Source organism: Streptomyces sp. NPDC006711, assembly GCF_042869775.1.
Lineage (GTDB): Bacteria > Actinomycetota > Actinomycetes > Streptomycetales > Streptomycetaceae > Streptomyces.
Genome location: NZ_JBIAGO010000012.1, coordinates 143203 through 162094 on the forward strand (window position 1 = coordinate 143203; position 18892 = coordinate 162094).

An 18892-nucleotide genomic window follows, 5' to 3' on the forward strand; every position below is an offset into this window, starting at 1 on the left:
GGGGCGCGCGGGGCGGGGGGGGGGGGGGGGGGGGGGGCGGGGGGGGGGGGGGGGGGGGGGGGGGGGGGGGGGGGGGCGGCCCGGGCGCCCCCCCCCCCCCCCCCCCGGCCCGCCCCCCGCTCGGCCCACACCCGCACGGGCCCCCCGCCCCCGGGCGAAAACCATTCGCCCCGCGAAACCCCCGTGGCTAGAATCCCCACCCCCCGCCTCCCCCAGGGAGCGCCGCCCCCCGGCCGGAAACCGGAAGGGCAGCCAGTACGGCACGTACAAACCCACCGAACCCCCGCCGGAGGCCCCCCGTGCAGACGCACGACCCCGACCCCGACCCCACAACCACCCCCCTCCATCAGGAACGCACGCACCTCACCGCCTCCCGAGCCGCCCTCCGCGCGATGCGCCAGGACGTCGAAGCCCTGGACATCAAGGACGTCACCGCGAACTGGGTGAACGCCGCCGTCCTGCGCCGACAGATGGACGATCGCATCAAGGCCCTCGCCGACCTCGCCCACACCCCCCTCTTCTTCGGCCGCCTCGACTACCTGCACGCGCCCGGCGTGGAGCTCGCCGAAGGAGCCGAGGGCGAGCGGTTCTACATCGGCCGCCGGCACGTCCACGACGCCGACGGCGACCCGATGGTGATCGACTGGCGCGCCCCCGTCTCGCAGCCCTTCTACCGCGCGTCGAAGAAGGACCCCCTGGGCGTGTCCCTGCGCCGCCGTTTCGGTTACACGGGCGGCGAGTTGACGGCGTACGAGGACGAACACCTCATGGACCCGGCCGAGGCCACCGGGACCAGCAAACTGCTCCAGGCGGAGATCGAGCGCCCCCGCGTGGGCCCGATGCGCGACATCGTGGCCACGATCCAGCCCGAGCAGGACGAGATCGTACGGTCGGGCCTGAGCGGCAGCGTCTGCGTGCAGGGTGGCCCCGGCACCGGCAAGACGGCCGTCGGCCTGCACCGGGTCGCGTACCTCCTCTACGCCCACCGCGAGCGCCTGGCCCGCACCGGCACCCTGGTCATCGGGCCGAACCGGTCGTTCCTGCACTACATCGAGCAAGTCCTGCCCGCCCTGGGCGAGTTGGAGGCCAAGCAGGCGACGGTGGACGACCTGGTGGCCAAGGACATCGAGGTACGCGGCACGGACCCGGCCGCCTCCGCCGTGGTCAAGGGCGACGCCCGCATGGCCGAGGTGCTGCGCCGCGCGGTGTGGTCCCATGTGACGACACCGGCCGAGCCCCTGGTGGTGGTACGGGGCTCACGCCGCTGGCGGGTACCGGCGTACGAACTGGCCGAAATCGTCGAGCAGTTGACGGACCGTGACATCCGCTACGGCGCCGCCCGCGAGGCCCTGCCGCAGCGGATCGCGCACACCGTCCTGGTACGGATGGAACAGGCGGGCGAGGCCCCCGACGACCGGGTGCAGGACGCGGTGGCCCGCAACAGCGCGGTGAAGGCGGCCGTCAAGGCGATCTGGCCGCCGGTGGACCCGGCGAAACTGGTGCTGCGCCTGCTCAACGAGCCGGAGTTCCTGGCCGCGCACGCGGAGGGCATCCTCACCGACGACGAGCAGCGGGCGATCCTCTCCCCCAAGCCGGCCCGGAGCGTGAAGTCGGCGAAGTGGTCGGCGGCGGACGCCGTCCTCATCGACGAGGCGAGCGACCTGGTGGCGCGCACCCACTCGCTCGGCCATGTCGTACTCGACGAGGCACAGGACCTCTCCCCCATGCAGTACCGCGCGGTGGGCCGGCGCTGCACGACGGGCTCGGCGACCGTGCTCGGCGATCTGGCGCAGGGCACCACGCCCTGGGCGACGGCGAGTTGGGTCGACGCGCTGCGCCACCTCGGCAAGGAGGAGGCGGTGGTCGAGGAGCTGACGGCCGGTTTCCGGGTGCCGCGCGAGGTCATCGCGTACGCCTCGAAGCTGCTGCCCGCGATCTCGCCGGGCCTGACGGCGGTGGAGTCGGTGCGTGAGACGCCGGGCTCGCTCGCGGTGCGGGAGTCGGCGGATCTGGACGCGGACGTGGTGGCCGCGTGTGTGGCGTCCCTGGCGCACGAGGGGTCGATCGGCCTGATCGCCGCCGACGCCCGTATTCCCGTCCTGCGCAAGGCACTTGAGGCGGCGGGCCTGCCCTACCTGGCGCCGGGCGAGGAGACGACGTCCGAGTCCCGCCTGACCTTGGTGCCGGCCTCGCTCGCCAAGGGTCTTGAGTACGACTATGTGGTGCTCGACGAGCCGGCCGCCGTGGTCGAGGGCGAGCCGGACGAACGCACGGGCCTGCGCCGCCTGTACGTGGCCCTGACCCGCGCGGTCTCGGGCCTGACCGTCCTGCACGCGTCCCCGCTGCCGCCCCAACTGGCTTGACCGCCACGCCCCTTGGGCCCGCTACGGCAGCGCCTTGATCAGCGCGTCCAGGAGACCGGGGAACCGGGCGTCCAGGTCCGCCCGGCGTAGCTGGACATAGCGGCCACGGCCGACGACGCGGGTCGCGGTGACCCCGGCCTCGCGCATGATCCGCATGTGGTGCGAGACGGTCGACTTGTGCAGGTGGGCGAGGCCGAGCAGGTCGGGAGCGCAGCTGTACTGCTCGCCGTCCGCGTACACCTTGAGCAGCCGAAGCCGTACGGGGTCGCCGAGCGCGTGCAGCACCTTGACGAGCTCGATGTCGTCGACGTCGGGCTGCGCGAGCCAGTGGTCGCCATCGCCGGGGCACACAGCCCGCGCGCCGTCGCCGTCGCCGTCGCCAGGGCGACCAGCCCGCGCGCCATCGCCGACGCCGGGGCGCGCGACCCGCTCACCGTCGCCGCCGCCCTCGCTCCCGCCCTCGTGATCTTGAGGCCTGTCCTCCACCATGCCCGCACTCTCCCCTCCCCCCAGACTGTTTGACAACCATCAAACGACCCCTAGGATACGGGTACTTAGTTTGACGTGCGTCAAACCATTCTCTCGTTTCGCGCGTGCGCCGCTCCCCCGCTGGAGCCGCGCACCGCCCCGCGCTGCCCGTGGAAGGGGACCACCCATGCGCCTACGCCTGCTCCTGCTCGCCCTCGGCACCTTCGCCGTCGGCACGGACGGGATGGTGATCGCCGGAATTCTCGGCCTCGTCGCCCATGACCTGGACGTATCCGTCGCCGCCGCCGGCCAGATGATCACCGTGTTCGCGCTCGCGTACGCGGTCCTCGCACCGGTCCTCGCGACGCTCACCGCGAAGTGGCCAAGACGCCGCACCCTGCTGCTCGCCCTCACCGTCTTCACCGCGGCCAACGCCCTGTCCGCGCTCGCCCCGGACTTCACCACGCTCCTGCTCACCCGCGTCCTGGCCGCCGTCGGCGCCGCGCTCTACACCCCGACGGCCAACGCCGCCGCCACCACGCTCGTACCGCCGGAGCGCCGGGGCCGGGCCATCGCCACCGTCATGGGCGGCATGACGGTCGCCACCGCGCTCGGCGTGCCGCTGGGCACCTGGGTCGGCCGCAGCGACTGGCGGCTGACGATGTGGGTGGTCACCGCGCTCGGCGCGGCGGCCTTCGCGGGCCTGGCCCTGCTGCTGCGCGACCTGCCGGCCCCCGCGCCCGCCGTCTCGCTGCGCACCCGGCTCGCCCCGCTCACCGACCGCCGGGTCCTGGGCGCGACGGCCACGACGTTCCTGGTCTTCCTGGCCTACCAGAGCGTGTTCATCTACTACACCGTCGCGGCGGCCCCCGCGACCGGCGGCGACCAGTCCCGCCTCACCCTGCTCCTGCTGGTCTCCGGCGTCTTCTCGGTGGTGGGCAGCAACGTGGGCGGCCGGGTCGTGGACGCCTGGGGCCCGCGCGTGGTGATGCTCACGGCGGGCACGGTCTCGGTGGCCGTCACGCTCGCGCTGCCCTGGCTCATGCAGTCCATGACGACGGCGCTCATCGCCTCCGCGCTCAACCCGCTCGCGGGCTGGTCGGTGTCGGTCGCCCTGCCCGCCCGCCTGGTCTCCCTCGACCCCCCGAACGCCCCCCTGCTCCTGTCCCTGAACTCCACCGCCCTGTACCTGGGCATAGCGGCGGCGGGCGCCACGGGCAGCGCGGCCATCGCCGTCCTGGGCAACCGCTGGTTCCCCCTGGCGTCAACCGCCTTGACCGCGCTGGCCGTTGTGGTGGCACACCTCACCACCCGCGAGCCCCAGCCCAACGGCCGCCGGGCCACCGCCCCGCTAGAGTCGATCTCTGCCAAGTGACGTGGGGAATTTTCTACCAAGTGGCATGGGGGACGCATGAGTTGGGGACATCGGCGGCGCATATCGGTCTGCGCCGCACTGGCGAGCGTCGTCGTCGCGGCATCAGGGTGCACGAGCGGGGCGCGGCCGCCGGACGACGGCATGACACCAGCGGCACGGACGTACTTGACCAAGGCGCTGGACATCATGCAGGACGGATCCATATTCCGGCACACGGTCGACTGGGACACCCTGCGCAGGAAGGCGTTCGCCCAGGCGCACGGGGCGCAAAAGCCGGCGGACACCTACGGAGCGGTCGAAGTGGCGCTGGCTTCGCTGGGTGACCACCACAGCAGGTTCATGGATCCGGAGGAGGCCAAGCAGACCATGGGCGCCTCCGCCACCACCTTCGACGGCCTGGAGGGCCGTTTCCTGCCGCACGGCATCGGGTACGTCTCTCTGCCCCACGTGGACGGCTCCCAGCAGCTGTACGACGCCTACGTACGGCAGGGCCGGGCCGCCGTGGCCAAGGCGAACGGGGCGGGAGCCTGCGGCTGGGTCGTGGACCTGAGGACGGAGACAGGCGGCGGCATGGACCCGGTGCTCGCCACGCTCGGCCCGATCCTGGGTGACGGCGCGGTGGGCGCGTTCGTGGACGCGGACGGGAAGAAATCGCTCTGGTCGATCAAGGGCGGCGCTCCGTACGTGGACGGCAAGTCCCTGGGCTGGAACACCGATGTTCCGCCCATCGGCAGAAGCAATCCGCCGGTAGCCGTACTGACCGGCCCCCGGACAGCCAGCGCGGGTGAGGCGGTGGTGGTGGCCTTCCACGGCCGCCCCGGCACCCGGTTCTTCGGCGGCGGCACCAGCGGCCATCCGACGGCAAACGAGTCGCACCCGCTGTCGGACGGCGCCGAGCTGATCCTCACGGAGGCCAAGGAAGCCGACCGCACCGGCCACATCTACGACGGACCGATCGCACCGGACGAGGAGTACCCCCAGGACCTGAACCCGGCCCCCGGCACCGACGACACGGCCCTTGCGGCGGCCCAGAAGTGGCTGCTCGGGCAGGCCGCCTGCCGATGAACGCCAGACCGGGGGTGGGCCCCGGCCCGTCCCCGGGGTGGAGGCCCGCGCACCGGTGATCTCCACCCCGGGCTCCACCCCTGGGACCAGGTGCGAAAGGCCTGGTGAGACCAGTCTTGAGGCATGACAACGACCGACTGGCTCACCGACATCGCACTCGTCCTCGTCGTCTTCCGCCAGCTGCGGGAAGGCCGACTCGACCTCAAGACCTTCCTGATCCCGCTCGGGATCGTGGCCTTCGTGGCCCACAGCTACCTGCACTCCATCCCGACCGCCGGCAACGACCTCGTCCTCATCGGCGCGCTCGTGGCCGCCGGCGCCGCGCTCGGTGTCGCGGGTGGCGTCTACACCCGGATCCGCGTCTCAGGGGAGCACCTGCTGATCAAGGCGGGCGCCGTCTCGGCCGCGCTGTGGGTACTCGGCATGGGGGCCAGGATGGGCTTCCAGGTCTGGGTGGACCACGGCGGCGCGTCCCACGTGGCGCAGTTCAGCATCGCCCACCAGATCACCACGGATCAGGCCTGGGTCGCGGCGTTCGTCCTGATGGCGCTCACCGAGGTGGTCACGCGACTCGCCACGATCTTCATCCGGGGCCGCCTGGTGGCCGCCCGCCGGCAGCCGGCCACGGAGATCCGCCCCGTCCGCACCCTCGACCGTACGGTCTGATCGTGCGCCCGCACCGCGCCGCCCGGCCCGTGCCCCCGGCCCCCCAGGCCCCGGTCACGGGCCTTCGCCCGCTGACGCCGCCCCCGGGCGCCCGGCCCCAGGCACCGGCCACGCGCGTACGCCCACAAGGCCCCGCCCCGGGCGCCCGACCGCACGCCGTGGTCCCGGCCAGCAGGCCCCGAGCGAGGGACAAGGCGCCCCAAGCACCCGCCCCCACCAGCGACTTGCTCAGGAGCTGGACCACCCGCCTGGACCGGGGCCTGCGCGTCCTCGCCCACGCTCTCGGCTATGGTCACGCCGTGCCCGAAGCCCAGCCCGATTCCCCGGGCGCCCCGCCCCACGGTTCAAGACCCCGGACCGTGCCAGGTCAGGACCCGCGTACGCAGTGGATCCCGACGCTCTTCCTCGTCGTGTCCGCGCTCTGGACCGTCGAGCCGCAGGGCCTCAGCGGCCGGGGTCTGGCCTGCACCGTCCTGATCGTGGTCAACTCCCTGGTGCTGGCGACCCGGCACGTGCCGGAAGACAAGATTCCGCCGCGCCTCACCGTCGCCTGGCTGACCTTCGGCGTCCTCACCGCCGCCGCCCTGATCGGCGTGAGCACCGGCGGCGCGAGCTATCTCTTCGCGTACTTCATCGTCGGGCACATCGGCTTCCGCCTCGAACCCCGCACCGCGCTCACCCTGGCCGCCCTGTGCGGCGTGCTGTGCACCGTGGCGTTGTACTTCCACCTCGGCACCGGCCACGACCTGCTGCCGTGGACACTCGGTTTCACCACCGGTGGCCCCGTCCTGATCGGCATGCTCAACCGCAGCCGCCACCGCGCGGTCCTGGCCGCGCTGTCGGCGGCCGAGTCCGCCGAGCGCGCCGCCCGCGCCGAGGCCCAGGCCGCCGTCCTGACCGAACGCGGCAGGATAGCCCGCGACGTGCACGACGTCCTGGCCCACTCCCTCGCGGGCATCAACATGCAGCTGGAACTGGCCGACGCGCTCATCGAAACCGGCGATCTGGAGAAGGTCCGCGAGGCCAACCAGAAGGCGCACAGCATGGTCAAGGAGAGCCTGAAGCAGGCCCAGTGGACCGTGCACGCGCTGCGCGAGGACTCCCTGCCGCTGGTGGAGAGCCTGACCGCGATGCTGGACTCCTCGGGCCACCGCGACGCCCTGACCGTGACCGGCACCGTACGCGACGTCCCGTCCCGGGTCACCCAGAACCTCCTGCGCATCGCCCAGGAGGCCCTGACCAACGCGGCCCGGCACGCCCCCGGCGGCCCGGTCCAAGTGGAGCTGATGTACGCCGATACGTCCATGACCCTTGCCGTACGCAACGGACCCGCCACCCGTAGGGTGAACGCCGGTGTCGGCAGCGGAATGGGGCTGATCGGCATGCGGGAACGCGTCGCCCTCCTGAACGGAACGATCACGGCGGGCCCGGTCGTCACCGGCCCGCACGAGGGTGGCTGGCAGGTCGAGGCGGTGATCCCCGGATGAGCGACCAGGCACATGAGGGAGTGGGCGACACGGTGAGTGAACCGACGCGGAATGTAAGCAAGTTGAGGGTGGTCGTCGCCGACGACCAGGCCGCCGTACGTGAACCGCTGGCCGCGGTCCTCGGCCTGTCCGACGACATCGAGGTCGTCGCGGCCGCCGCCGACGGCACCGAGGTCCTGGCCGCGGTCGCCGCGGGCCCGGTGGACGTGGTCCTCATGGACCTGCGCATGCCGGTGATGGACGGCACGGAGGCCACGCGCCTGCTGACCGAGGAGCACCCGGAGGTGGCCGTGGTCGTCCTGACCACCTTCGCCGACGACGACTCGATCCTGGCCGCGTTGAGCGCGGGCGCGCGCGGTTACCTGACCAAGAACGCGGGCCGTCAGGACATCGCCCGGGCGATCCGCGCGGCGGCGGCGGGCCAGTCGGTCCTGGACCGCGAAGTCCAGGCCCGCCTGCTGGCCACCGTACGCGTGGGCCCCGCCGCCACCCCGGCCCCGTCCCAGCCGCTGCCCGGCGACATCACCCCGCGTGAACGCGAAGTGCTGGCCCTGATCGGCCAGGGCCTGCCGAACCGGGCGATCGCCCAGCAGCTCTTCATCAGCGAGGCGACGGTGAAGACACACATCAACAACCTGTTCGCCAAGGCCGACATCCGCGACCGCGCGGACGCGGTACGCCGCGCGATCGCGGCAGGCCTGGCTTGACGAACCCGGGTCAGTCCCGCGCCCCTTGCTTGGCGTACGCCACGAACTCGCCCCAGGCGACGGGGTTCAGCGCGAGCTGGGGCCCGGCCTTGTCCTTGGAGTCCCGGATATGGATAGTGCGCGGGCAGGCGGCGACCTCAACGCAGTCGTCGCCAGACGTGCCGCTGTAGCTGGACTTGCCCCAGCACTCGGCAACTTCGACGCAGTCGCCGCTGGAGCCGCTGCTGTAGCTGGCCTTCCGCCAGGAGTGGGCGACCTCTACGCAGCTGTCGCCCTCAGCGCTGCTGTACGTCGACTTGTGCCAGTCGAGGGCGACCTCGATACAGCTGTCCCCCTGAGCGCTGCTGTAGCTGCTCTTGAACCAGCCGAGTTCATGGACACTCATAAGGCTCCTCGCAATCGCTCCAACAGGCTTCTGGACAGGGCTGGGTTGAGAGCCTGCGAGCGCAGTGTTGCATACCGCTGGCCGAGGAGGGCGACCTCTTTCGCGTCGGTGATCAACCTGCCATTCTGCTGCCCTTCCGCATAGGCGTAGCGACGCCCATTGGGGGCGACCAACAACTGCAGCGGCCCAGCAAGACACGCATGGCTCTCGCACTGCAGCGGCATGATCTGAAGAGTCACGTTGCGAGGGGCCGTTACAGCGAGGATGTGATCGAGCAACCCCCGAGTCACCTCGATACCGCCTATCCGGCGCTGAAGAACGGCTTCGTCCAGGATGAAGCTGAACGACGTGTTCGGGCGCTCCCGCAACAGCCGCTGCCGCTTCACGCGGGCACTGAGGCTGGCCTCCATCTCCTTGTCCGACAGCGGGGGGATGTCGTTCTCGAACAGCATCCGGACGTACTCCTCCGACTGCAACAACCCCGGGACCAGGCGGCACTCGTACGTGTCGAGGGAGATGGCAGTCCGTTCCAGGCGTGCCCACTTGCGAAACCAAGCGGCAAGCCCCGCCTGCCGGTTGAGGTACTGCGCCGAGTTCCGCAACGCACCCGTGTTGCCGAGCACACCCTCCGCCCGTTCGACGAAGTCGGGATCGGCCATACGACGGCCCAACTCCACCGACGTAACGGTATGCGTGGAGTAACCGACCAGGGCGGCGAACTGGGCGCGGCTGAGGCCGGCGTGTTCGCGGAGGGCCTGGACGACCGCCCCGAAGGTCTTCAGACTGTCGGAGGGATCGGGCTCCCCGTCTCGCCCTTGTCCCGGGGACTTCTCGCGCGCACGTGCCATCGGCGGCCGCCTCTCGGTGAACAGTTCGCCCCGCGTTCGCAACTCACCCAGCGTTACGGATGGACGTGCGTACCGTCTACAGGACGTGCGCGTACGCTCGCGGAGCGTACACAGGGGATGCCTGGCGGAGGGGGTCGCGAGCGGGCCACGCTGGCGCCATGCACCTCGAAACAGAACCCGGCGCGGTTCAACTGCCGGTTACCGTACGTGTGTTCAGGAAGCGGTTCGCGTCGACGCGGCGGGCGGCGGGACTGGCGCGGAGGCTGGCGCAGGGCCAGTTGGACGCGTGGGGCGTGCCGCACGGGAGCGAGGCGTCGGACACGGCGGCGCTTTTGGTGGCGGAGCTGACGGCGAACGCGGTGCTGCACGCGTATGTGTCGGGCCGGGGCTTCGAGTTGGGGCTGCTGCTGCGGGAGGACGGCGTACTGCGCATCGAGGTGACGGACACGCGGGCGGACAGGCCGCTGCCGGTGGTGGCACAGGTGGCTCCCGAGGACGCGGAGTCGGGCCGGGGCCTCCTCCTGATCCAGACCCTGGCAGACCACTGGGGCACGACGGAGGGCCCACCCCCACAGAAAACGGTATGGGCCCAGCTGACTACGCCGACCCCGTGCCGGCCCGCGCAGGCATAGTCATCCTGTCCGCCGCTTGAGGGAGGCACTCGTGTTCCGAAGCATGCTTCACATGACGGCAGTCGTCGCCACCGCGCCGCTCGTACTGTCGGCCGGCGACCTCGTTCTCGCTCTCGCGGCGGAGAATCCCGAACCCTCCGCCGGCACGTCTGCCGGTGCACAGACCGGCCCCCATCTGGAGCTGCTGGGCGGGCCGGTTGAACCGGTGGGGGGAGGCGTCTGGATCAAGATCGAGGGCATGCCTACGGGCTGGGACACCGTGACTGTGACCTCCCCCGCGCTGACAGATCCGATACGGCTGGTCCCGAAGGAAAAGGGCGCCACGGAGTCGAGCGAGGCCCAGAAGGGCGCTGGAGCCTGGATCCGCAGTGACATCGCACCGGGGCGCTATGCCCTTACCGCCACAAGCCGTGGCCGGGCAGTCACCACAACGGAGTTGACCGTCAAGCCCCAGGACCCGGCGCTCATTGGCCGGTTCGTGGCAGGTCCCAAGGGGGGCAACCTCGGCAGGGCGGACTCGACACCGAACGTCACGGTGCGGCCGGGCGCCGAGATCGTCGTTCTCCTCGCGGACGTCGTGCCCGCACCTGACGAGGAGACCCTGACGGTCAAGTCCCCGGCACTGCATGGCCCCTTGACCGTCGAGAAGGACAGTCCGGACGATCCCGGATGCAAGTGTGACGACGGGTCGACCGTGTACGCAGGACACGCCACCGTGCGGGACGACCTGCGGCCGGGCACCTACGCGCTCACCGTGGTCAGCCACCACGGGCAGAGCACGAGTACCGCGCAGCTGAAGGTGGCCGGCGAGCCGGTCACCTCCCGAAGACACTGGCTGATCGGCACGGCCGCAGTCCTGGCTCTCGCCGTGGCCGGCGGCTTCACGCTGCGCCGCCGGCGGAGGCGGCCCCGAGCGGCGTAACACGCCCAGCGCCGCACCCCGCCCCGGGCCCGACCAGGCACGCACACGCCGACCCACACCGGATGCCCCAGGGGCGCGGGGAACTGCGCGCCCAGCCACCCACAACCCGCACCGGTCAGGCCCGGGGCCCCATCCCCAAGCGCACCGCACCCTGCCCGGCGCCACACCCGGGCCCGACCAGGCACGCACACGCCGACCCACACCGGATGCCCCAGGGGCGCAGGGAACTGCGCGCCCAGCCACCCACAACCCGCACCCGAAAGCCCCGGGGCTCGCCCCCAAGACGCCGCACGCCGCACCCCGGCCCGGGCCGGGCAAGCACGACCCCCCAACCGCTACGCGTCCAGCGCGTCGCGCCACTCGGCGACGGCCGCCGAGGAGACCGGGGCGGACCAGCCGCCCGGGCGCGCCGCGCCGCCGATGTGCACCGCGTCGATCCCGGCCCCCAGCAACGCCGGCAGGTGGTCCAGCGCAAGCCCGCCACCCACCAGCAGCCTCGGCTCATACCCGGGCTCGTCCCGCCGCCCCGCCTCGGCCACGAGGACACCGAGCCCGTCCTCGACCCCCAACGGCGACCCCGCCGTGAGGTACGTGTCGAGTCCGGGCACCCCGGCAAGCTCCTTGCGCAGGGCGTCCCGGGACGCGGCCCGGTCGATGGCCCGGTGGAAGGTCCAGCGGCACCCGGCCAGCGCGGAGGCCACCGCGCGTACCGCCACCAGATCGGGCCCCCCGGTCTCGTCGAGGAACCCGAACACGAACTCCTCCGCGCCCTCACCCCGCAGCGCCTCCGCATCCCGTACGAGCCCGTCGACGTCCCCCGCCGCGAACCCGTCCGCCGCCCGCAGCATCACCCGCAGCGGGATGTCGACGGCCGCCCGGATGGCCGCGAAGGTCTTGAGGGGCGGGGTCAGCCCGTCCGCCGCCATGTCGGTGACCAGCTCAAGCCGGTCCGCCCCGCCGGCCTGGGCCGCGACGGCGTCCTGCGCGTCGAGCGCGATCACCTCAAGCAGTGCGCGGTTGCTCATCTGACCCCATTCCTCCGTAACCCGGGCCCGGCTCGGCCCAAATAGGTCTAGTCCATTGACCAGCCTACGCGGCGAAATGCCCACCCGCGCGGACGGTAAACACGTGCCGGCCGCGCCCCGCGCACCCCACCGCCCACCGCCACGCGCCCCGGACTCCGGGGATCGACCGGCCTCCCCTTGCGCCATATACACCCGGGGGGTATACCTGTGATCACAGCGAAAGATACCCCCGAGGGGTATAATCGGGGGCGCGGCCCGCACGAGACCCACACGAGACGCACCCCGGCCACACCCCGCCCGCCGCCCAAGGAGACCGCACCCCATGACCACCACCGGCTCCACCACCGGCACCAGCACTGGCACCAGCAGCGGCGCCAAGACCGGCGCCGGATCCGCCGTAGAACTCGTCATCGGCGGCATGACCTGCGCCTCGTGCGCGGCCAGGGTCGAGAAGAAGCTGAACCGCATGGACGGCGTTGAGGCCACCGTCAACTACGCCACCGAGAAGGCGAAGGTCACCTTCGCCCCGGCCGTCTCGGTGGCCGAGCTCATCGCCACCGTCGAGGCCACGGGCTACACCGCCGAGGAGCCGACCCCCGCGCGGACCGGGACGGGGGCCGGGCCCCGGGCGGCCCGGACCGGGACCGAACCCGAAGCAGCCGGAGCGGACACCGACGCCGAGCCGGCCGACGGACGGCACCCGCACCCGCACCCACTGCGCGCCCTCCGCCGCCGCCTCCTGACCGCGATCGCCCTCGCCGTCCCGGTGATCGCGATGTCGATGGTCCCGGCCCTCCAGTTCGCATACTGGCAGTGGCTCTCACTCGCCCTGACCGTCCCGGTCGTGACGTACGCCGCCTGGCCCTTCCACCGCGCCGCCTGGACCAACGCCCGCCACGGCGCGGCCACCATGGACACGCTGATCTCGGTCGGCACCTCGGCCGCGTTCCTGTGGTCCGTGTGGGCGCTGTGCTTCGGGACCGCCGGAATGATCGGCATGACCCACCCCTTCGAGCTGACCATCGGCCGCTCGGACGGCGCGGGCAACATCTATCTGGAGGCCGCGGCGGGAGTCACCGCGTTCCTCCTGGCGGGCCGCTACTTCGAGGCCCGCTCCAAGCGCAAGGCGGGCGCGGCCCTGCGCGCGCTGCTGGAACTCGGCGCCAAGAGCGTCACCGTGCTGCGCCCGGACGGCAGCGAACAAACCGTCCCCACAGCCGAGTTGGCGGTGGGCGACCGCTTCTTGGTGCGGCCGGGCGAGAAGATCGCCACCGACGGCACGGTCGTCGAGGGCACGTCCGCCGTGGACGCCTCCATGCTCACCGGCGAGTCGGTACCCGTCGAGGTCGCCCCGGGCGACACCGTCACCGGCGCCACCCTCAACGCGGGCGGCCGGCTCGTCGTCGAGGCCACCAGGATCGGCGCGGACACCCAGCTCGCCCGGATGGCCCGGCTCGTCGAGGACGCCCAGAACGGCAAGGCCTCCGCCCAGCGCCTCGCCGACCGCATCTCGGCCGTCTTCGTGCCGGCCGTCATGCTGCTCGCTCTGGCCACGCTCGGCGCCTGGCTGGCCACCGGCTCGGGCATCACGGCCGCGTTCACGGCCGCGGTGGCCGTACTGATCATCGCCTGCCCCTGCGCCCTCGGCCTCGCCACGCCGACCGCGCTCATGGTGGGTACGGGCCGTGGCGCCCAGCTCGGCATCCTGATCAAGGGTCCGGAGGTCCTGGAGACCACGCGCAAGGTCGACACGATCGTCCTGGACAAGACCGGCACGGTCACCACGGGCCGCATGACGCTGCTCGCGACGCACACGGCCGCCACCACCGGCGAGGCCGAAGCCCTGCGCCTGGAAGTCCTGCGTCTGGCAGGCGCGTTGGAGCACGCCTCCGAGCACCCCATCGCGCGCGCGGTCGCCGAGGGGGCCGCGGCCGAGGTGGGGACCCTGCCCGCGCCCGAGGACTTCGCGAACGTCGCGGGGCTCGGCGTGCGGGGCGTCGTCGAGGGCCACGCGGTCCTGGTGGGGCGCGAAAAGCTGCTGGCCCAGTGGTCCATCGGCCTCACCCCCGAGCTGAAGAAGGCCAAGGAGGAGGCCGAGGCGGCGGGCCGCACGGTCATCGCGGTCGCGTGGGACGGCGAGGCCCGGGCGGTCCTCGAAGTGGCCGACGCGGTGAAGGAGACCAGCCCGGAGGCGATCAGGCGGCTGCGCGCCCTCGGCCTGACCCCGATCCTGCTGACCGGCGACAACCGGGCCGTCGCCGAGGCGGTCGCGGCCGAGGTCGGCATCGAGAAGGTGTACGCGGAGGTCATGCCCGAGGACAAGGTCGCCGTCGTCAAGTCCCTTCAGGAGGAGGGGCGTTCGGTGGCCATGGTCGGCGACGGCGTCAACGACGCGGCCGCGCTGGCCCAGGCCGACCTGGGTCTCGCCATGGGCACGGGCACGGACGCCGCGATCGAGGCGGGCGACCTCACGCTCGTACGGGGCGACCTGCGCGCGGCGGCGGACGCGATCCGCCTCTCCCGCAAGACCCTGGGCACGATCAAGTCGAACCTGTTCTGGGCCTTCGCCTACAACGTGGCCGCCCTCCCGCTGGCCGCGTCGGGCTTCCTGAACCCGATGATCGCGGGCGCGGCGATGGCCTTCTCCTCAACCTTCGTTGTCGCCAACTCCCTACGTTTGCGCGGCTTCAAGGCAGCCTAGGGCGCGCCCAGTGCCGGCCCACGCGGGCAGCGTCAGCTTGCCTGGCAACGGAGGACGAGCCGGCGCCGGCCCACGCGGGCAGCGGCAGCTTGCCCGCCAACGGAGGACGAGCCCTGCGCCGGCCCACGCGGGCAGCGTCGGCCCGCCTCCCGGCAACGGAGGACGAGCTGGCGCTGGCTCACACAGCCAACCTGAGCCCGTCATGGGGGTCCCCCCTGGCCCTTAAGGCCTTGGGGGAGATTGAGGACGAGCTCCCTTAAGGCGCGAACGGGGTCTGGGGCGGAGCCCCAGAAGCAGCCCCCCGAAGGAACCCCGCTCCATCCCACCCCCCGGAGGGTTTAGGGAAGGGGCGGGGAGGAGCATCCCCCCGGGGCCTGGGGCAAAGCCCCGGCGACGCCCCATCCGCTTTCGGGTGCGGACCGCCCGTGGCTGGTCGCGCAGTTCCCCGCGCCCCTGAAAGGGCACCCAGCACCAACCGACCAAGCCCGCCGCAGCGCATCCACCCCCAGCACCCCGAGCCAAGCCCGCGCAGCGCACCCGCACCCGCACCCGGCGGCCGGCACCGGCACCGGCACCGGCACCGGCGGTCACGCCAACCCCGGCACCACCCCGCTACCCTCAGCCGCATGCCCGACGCCCCCCTCCGCACCCGCTGGCACACCACCCTCCTGGCCGCCCGCCCCAAGGGCCCCGCCCCCGACCCCGCCCCCTACGCCGACAACCTCCTCACCCGCTGGGCGGAACCGCAGCGCCGCTACCACACCACCGCCCACCTCACCGCCGTCCTGGACCACATCGACGTACTGGAGCAGTACGCCGACGACCCCCACCTCGTACGCCTCGCCGCGTGGTTCCACGACGCCGTGTACCTGCCGGACCGTTCGGAGAACGAGGAGCGCTCCGCCCGCCTGGCCGAACGCGCCCTGCCCGAAGCCGGGTTGACCCCGCAGGCGACGGCGGAGGTCGCGCGCCTGGTGCGCCTGACCGTCACCCACGCCCCCGAGGACGGCGACGCCAACGGCGCGGTCCTGTGCGACGCGGACCTCGCGATCCTGGCCGCCGCCCCACCGGCGTACGCCGCGTACGCCGCCGCCGTACGCGAGGAGTACGCGTTCGTACCGGACGAGGCGTTCCGCTCCGGCCGCGCGGCCGTACTGCGCCAACTACTGGCCCTGCCAAGGCTGTTCCACACCCCGCACGGCGAACGCGCCTGGCAGGGCCCGGCCCGGGCGAATCTGGAGGCGGAACTGGCCCTGCTCACCGCATAATCGGCGCGAGCCCACCCCTCGCCACGCGCCGACGGAAAGCAGGTACCCCGCGTGCTCACCGTGACAGTCACAGCCGAACGCGTCGTCCTCCACGAGCTGACCCGCGCGTCGGCCGCGGAGCTCACGGACGGCGGGACGGGCGGCTGGGAGTGGGCGCCCGGCGGCCCGGACGAGGGCAGCCGGTACGCCGCGGCGAAGATGGTGTCGGCGCTGGATGTCGGCCGGCACCGGACGGGCTGGGGCGCGTACGTCATAGTGCGCGCCCGGGACGGCCGGGCCATCGGCGGCATCGGCTTCCACGGCCCTCCGGAGGACGGCCGCGTCGAGATCGGGTACGACCTGGCGGAGTCGGTACGGGGCCACGGGTACGCCACCGAGTCCCTGCGCGCCCTGACCGCGTGGGCACTGGCCCAGCCGGACGTGGAGACGGTGTACGCCACGACGGACGAGGACAACGCGGCGTCGCAACGCGTCCTGACCCGGTCCGGCTACCACCGCGTGGGCGACACCCCCCGCCCCATCGGCGGCCGCACCGCCCAGCACCTCTACGAAACAGGCTGACGCCACCAACGCGGCCCGGCACCAGCCCCGCCAGGGGCGCACGTGCAACCCGGGCCGCCGGGGCTCCGCCCCAGACCCCGGGATGCCCCTCCCCACCCCTCCCCCAAACCCTCCGGGGGCTGAAGCAAAACCCCCTGGGGCTCCGCCCCGGACCCCGTTCGCGCCTGAAGGGCGCTCGTCCTCAATCTCCCCCAAGGCCTTGAGGGCCAGGGGGGACCCCCATGACAGGCTGGATATGCCCGCGCGGCCCGGCACCGAGTGCTCAGGGGCGCGAGGAACGGCGCGAGAAGCGACCACGACCCGCAGACGCAAACGGGTTCAGGGGCGCGGGGAACTGCGCAAACAGCCGACCCCGGCCCGCCGGCAGACCCGGGCCCCCGGCAACCCCGGGAATATCACCCCGCCCCACCCCGTTGGCACCGGATATGCCCGCCGAGCCCATACCCAAGCCCGCGCCCGCACCCACCCCCCTGCCCCCCGCCCAAGGGGCCCGCATGCCCCTGGCCGTCTACATCCTCGGCCTCTCCGTCTTCGCACTCGGCACGAGCGAATTCATGCTCACCGGCCTGCTCCCGTCCATCGCCGACGACATGAACGTGTCCATCCCCCAGGCCGGCCTCCTCATCTCCGCCTTCGCCATCGGCATGGTCGTGGGCGCCCCCCTCCTCGCCGTGGCCACCCTGCGCCTGCCCCGCCGCACCACCCTGCTCGCCCTGATCACCACGTTCGGCCTAGGCCAGGTCGCCGGCGCGCTGGCCCCGAACTACGCCATGCTCTTCGCCTCGCGCATCGTGTCCGCCCTGGCCTGCGCCGGGTTCTGGGCGGTCGGCGCCGCCGTCGCCATCGCGATGGTGCCGGCGAACGCGCGGGCCCGCGCGATGGCCGTCATGATCGGCGGCCTGTCCATCGCCAACGTCCTCGGCGTACCGCTCGGCGCCCTGCTCGGTGACGGACTCGGCTGGCGCTCGGCGTTCTGGGCGGTGGGCGCGGCCTCCGCGATCGCCCTCGTCGGCATCCTGACCCGCATCCCGCGCATCCCGCTCCCCGCCGAGAAGCCGCAGCTCGGCCGGGAGCTGCGGATCTACCGCGACCCGCAGGTGCTGTTCTCGATGGCGATCACCGCGCTCGCGGCGGGTGGCGTGTTCTGCGCGTTCAGCTACCTCAAGCCGCTGCTCACGGACGTGGCCCACGTGGACGCCGGCTGGGTCCCGGCCGTGCTGGGCCTGTTCGGCGTGGGTGCGCTCATCGGCACGACCATCGGCGGCCGGGTCGCCGACGCGCACCTCTTCGGCGTGCTGCTCAGCGGCATCACCGCCTCGACCGTGTTCCTGGTCGCGCTGGCCCTGTTCGCCTCGACCCCGGCGGTCGCGATCACCCTGTCGTTCCTGCTGGGCTGCTCGGCGTTCTTCACCGCGCCCGCGCTCAACGCCCGGATCTTCAACGTGGGCGGCGCGGCCCCGACGCTGGCCGGCGCGACGACGACGTCCTCGTTCAACCTGGGCAACACCGCGGGACCCTGGCTCGGCGGCGTCGTGATCAGCGCGAACCTCGGGTACGCCGCCACGGCGTGGGCCGGCGCCGCGATGACCGTCACGGCCCTGGCCCTGGTCGCGGCCTCCCTGCGCCTGCACAAGTCGCACTCACGCGTGGTGGCCCGCTCCTCGGAGACCCGCTCATCGGACCTGACCCCGGCGACCACCGCGCCGCCCGCGGACGTGTGCGGCCGTACGTAGACCATACGGAGGCCATACGGAGGCCATACGGAGGCCATACGGAGGCCATACGGAGCTCCACATCCATCCGCCCCGCACGGCAAAGCGCCCCGCACCCATCCTCGGGTGCGGGGCGCTTCCGCGTCGTCCGGCCACCAGGGCCGGGGTCGGCGATTAGGCGGGGGAGACGTTCTCCGCCTGCGGGCCCTTCGGGCCCTGGGTGACGTCGAAGACGACAGCCTGGTTCTCCTGGAGCTCACGGAAGCCGGTGGAGTTGATCGCGGAGTAGTGGACGAAGACGTCCGGGCCGCCGCCGTCCTGCGCGATGAAACCGAAGCCCTTTTCGGCGTTGAACCACTTCACGGTGCCGGTTGCCATGTGTTTCCCCTGTCGAGGATCGCGGGGTACTGGCTTGTCAGTACCCCTGGGTGAGGTGATCGCCCTGGTCCTCGGACATTGCTGCACAGCAAACGCCCACGGCGTAAACCGCGGGCGTTGAGACTTCGGAACCACGACTACTGGCAAGGAAGTTAGCCGATCCGCGATCGTCTGGCTACGGGCCGCAGCCGAACCGGGGACAAGTTCCGGCCAAGCAGGTGTTTCCGGGGCTCCTTCCGGGGGCGCCACCGGCGCGTTCCCTGGGCCATCATCGGCGCGTTCCCTGGGCCACCACCGCCGCCGCGTTCCCTGGGCCACCGGCGCGTTCC

17 protein-coding genes are annotated in these 18892 nt (G+C 72.5%); 12 read left to right on the plus strand and 5 right to left on the minus strand.

Going from position 1 to position 18892, the window contains the following annotated elements; all coding sequences use genetic code 11:
- Positions 1–392 precede the first annotated feature (392 nt).
- A complete protein-coding gene (locus ACFYM2_RS23340) occupies positions 393–2363 on the plus strand; it encodes a HelD family protein (protein WP_388838883.1) in 1971 nt (656 codons plus the stop codon).
- 21 nt (positions 2364–2384) lie between these two features.
- On the opposite strand, the gene ACFYM2_RS23345 is transcribed toward ACFYM2_RS23340, so the two are convergent.
- Entirely contained in the window at positions 2385–2852 is a 468-nt protein-coding gene (locus ACFYM2_RS23345; protein ID WP_388838770.1) for an ArsR/SmtB family transcription factor, read from the minus strand.
- 166 nt (positions 2853–3018) lie between these two features.
- On the opposite strand from ACFYM2_RS23345, the gene ACFYM2_RS23350 reads away from it, so the two are divergent.
- The 5 genes from ACFYM2_RS23350 to ACFYM2_RS23370 all read left to right on the plus strand — a co-directional run bounded on the left by ACFYM2_RS23350 (position 3019) and on the right by ACFYM2_RS23370 (position 8131).
- Complete coding sequence (locus tag ACFYM2_RS23350; protein ID WP_388460929.1) at positions 3019–4206, plus strand: MFS transporter; 1188 nt, start codon at positions 3019–3021, stop codon at positions 4204–4206.
- Positions 4207–4347: 141 nt separating this feature from the next.
- Positions 4348–5271 (plus strand): S41 family peptidase, encoded by a 924-nt coding sequence (locus ACFYM2_RS23355; RefSeq protein WP_388838773.1) that lies wholly within the window; start codon positions 4348–4350, stop codon positions 5269–5271.
- 123 nt (positions 5272–5394) lie between these two features.
- Positions 5395–5937, plus strand: a complete 543-nt coding sequence (locus ACFYM2_RS23360) for a hypothetical protein (RefSeq protein WP_388838776.1) — start codon at positions 5395–5397, stop codon at positions 5935–5937.
- Positions 5938–6296: 359 nt separating this feature from the next.
- Positions 6297–7424: a sensor histidine kinase gene (locus ACFYM2_RS23365; protein WP_388838779.1), complete on the plus strand. Its 1128-nt coding sequence runs from the start codon at positions 6297–6299 to the stop codon at positions 7422–7424.
- Positions 7425–7456: 32 nt separating this feature from the next.
- A complete protein-coding gene (locus tag ACFYM2_RS23370) occupies positions 7457–8131 on the plus strand; it encodes a response regulator (RefSeq protein WP_388838782.1) in 675 nt (224 codons plus the stop codon).
- A gap of 10 nt (positions 8132–8141) precedes the next feature.
- Here the strand turns inward: ACFYM2_RS23370 and ACFYM2_RS23375 are convergent, their stop codons facing one another.
- Together ACFYM2_RS23375 and ACFYM2_RS23380 are read right to left on the minus strand one after the other, a co-directional pair.
- Positions 8142–8516 carry a DUF397 domain-containing protein gene (locus tag ACFYM2_RS23375; RefSeq protein WP_359003917.1) on the minus strand — a complete coding sequence of 125 codons (375 nt, stop codon included), beginning with the start codon at positions 8514–8516 and terminating at the stop codon, positions 8142–8144.
- Positions 8513–9364: a helix-turn-helix transcriptional regulator gene (locus tag ACFYM2_RS23380; protein WP_359003915.1), complete on the minus strand. Its 852-nt coding sequence runs from the start codon at positions 9362–9364 to the stop codon at positions 8513–8515. The genes ACFYM2_RS23375 and ACFYM2_RS23380 overlap by 4 nt, the downstream gene beginning before the upstream one ends.
- A gap of 158 nt (positions 9365–9522) precedes the next feature.
- Between ACFYM2_RS23380 and ACFYM2_RS23385 the strand changes: the two genes are divergently transcribed.
- Together ACFYM2_RS23385 and ACFYM2_RS23390 are read left to right on the plus strand one after the other, a co-directional pair.
- The gene (locus ACFYM2_RS23385) at positions 9523–9996 is read left to right on the plus strand and encodes an ATP-binding protein (RefSeq protein WP_388460938.1); all 474 of its coding nucleotides are present in this window, start codon (positions 9523–9525) and stop codon (positions 9994–9996) included.
- Between the two features lie 52 nt (positions 9997–10048).
- Positions 10049–10918 carry a hypothetical protein gene (locus ACFYM2_RS23390; RefSeq protein ID WP_388838785.1) on the plus strand — a complete coding sequence of 290 codons (870 nt, stop codon included), beginning with the start codon at positions 10049–10051 and terminating at the stop codon, positions 10916–10918.
- A gap of 335 nt (positions 10919–11253) precedes the next feature.
- On the opposite strand, the gene ACFYM2_RS23395 is transcribed toward ACFYM2_RS23390, so the two are convergent.
- Positions 11254–11943, minus strand: a complete 690-nt coding sequence (locus ACFYM2_RS23395; RefSeq protein ID WP_388838788.1) for a copper homeostasis protein CutC — start codon at positions 11941–11943, stop codon at positions 11254–11256.
- A 322-nt stretch (positions 11944–12265) separates the two neighbouring features.
- Here ACFYM2_RS23395 and ACFYM2_RS23400 point away from each other — a divergent pair, with 322 nt between their 5' ends.
- The 4 genes from ACFYM2_RS23400 (at position 12266) to ACFYM2_RS23415 (ending at position 18206) form a co-directional block, all read left to right on the plus strand.
- The gene (locus ACFYM2_RS23400) at positions 12266–14644 is read left to right on the plus strand and encodes a heavy metal translocating P-type ATPase (RefSeq protein WP_388838792.1); all 2379 of its coding nucleotides are present in this window, start codon (positions 12266–12268) and stop codon (positions 14642–14644) included.
- Between the two features lie 626 nt (positions 14645–15270).
- The gene (locus ACFYM2_RS23405) at positions 15271–15912 is read left to right on the plus strand and encodes a hypothetical protein (RefSeq protein ID WP_388460947.1); all 642 of its coding nucleotides are present in this window, start codon (positions 15271–15273) and stop codon (positions 15910–15912) included.
- Between the two features lie 51 nt (positions 15913–15963).
- Entirely contained in the window at positions 15964–16473 is a 510-nt protein-coding gene (locus tag ACFYM2_RS23410; protein WP_359008877.1) for a GNAT family N-acetyltransferase, read from the plus strand.
- 494 nt (positions 16474–16967) lie between these two features.
- A complete protein-coding gene (locus ACFYM2_RS23415; RefSeq protein WP_388838796.1) occupies positions 16968–18206 on the plus strand; it encodes a Cmx/CmrA family chloramphenicol efflux MFS transporter in 1239 nt (412 codons plus the stop codon).
- A 153-nt stretch (positions 18207–18359) separates the two neighbouring features.
- Here ACFYM2_RS23415 and ACFYM2_RS23420 read toward each other — a convergent pair whose 3' ends face one another.
- A complete protein-coding gene (locus ACFYM2_RS23420; protein WP_120722172.1) occupies positions 18360–18563 on the minus strand; it encodes a cold-shock protein in 204 nt (67 codons plus the stop codon).
- Positions 18564–18892 lie beyond the last annotated feature (329 nt).

Coding starts and splice junctions, on each gene's coding strand:
- ACFYM2_RS23340 (WP_388838883.1), top strand. CDS start 393: ATGCGCCAGGACGTCGAAGCCCTGGACATCAAGGACGTCACCGCGAAC.
- ACFYM2_RS23345 (WP_388838770.1), bottom strand. CDS start 2,852: ATGGTGGAGGACAGGCCTCAAGATCACGAGGGCGGGAGCGAGGGCGGC.
- ACFYM2_RS23350 (WP_388460929.1), top strand. CDS start 3,019: ATGCGCCTACGCCTGCTCCTGCTCGCCCTCGGCACCTTCGCCGTCGGC.
- ACFYM2_RS23355 (WP_388838773.1), top strand. CDS start 4,348: ATGACACCAGCGGCACGGACGTACTTGACCAAGGCGCTGGACATCATG.
- ACFYM2_RS23360 (WP_388838776.1), top strand. CDS start 5,395: ATGACAACGACCGACTGGCTCACCGACATCGCACTCGTCCTCGTCGTC.
- ACFYM2_RS23375 (WP_359003917.1), bottom strand. CDS start 8,516: ATGAGTGTCCATGAACTCGGCTGGTTCAAGAGCAGCTACAGCAGCGCT.
- ACFYM2_RS23380 (WP_359003915.1), bottom strand. CDS start 9,364: ATGGCACGTGCGCGCGAGAAGTCCCCGGGACAAGGGCGAGACGGGGAG.
- ACFYM2_RS23385 (WP_388460938.1), top strand. CDS start 9,523: ATGCACCTCGAAACAGAACCCGGCGCGGTTCAACTGCCGGTTACCGTA.
- ACFYM2_RS23390 (WP_388838785.1), top strand. CDS start 10,049: ATGACGGCAGTCGTCGCCACCGCGCCGCTCGTACTGTCGGCCGGCGAC.
- ACFYM2_RS23395 (WP_388838788.1), bottom strand. CDS start 11,943: ATGAGCAACCGCGCACTGCTTGAGGTGATCGCGCTCGACGCGCAGGAC.
- ACFYM2_RS23400 (WP_388838792.1), top strand. CDS start 12,266: ATGACCACCACCGGCTCCACCACCGGCACCAGCACTGGCACCAGCAGC.
- ACFYM2_RS23405 (WP_388460947.1), top strand. CDS start 15,271: ATGCCCGACGCCCCCCTCCGCACCCGCTGGCACACCACCCTCCTGGCC.
- ACFYM2_RS23415 (WP_388838796.1), top strand. CDS start 16,968: ATGCCCCTGGCCGTCTACATCCTCGGCCTCTCCGTCTTCGCACTCGGC.
- ACFYM2_RS23420 (WP_120722172.1), bottom strand. CDS start 18,563: ATGGCAACCGGCACCGTGAAGTGGTTCAACGCCGAAAAGGGCTTCGGT.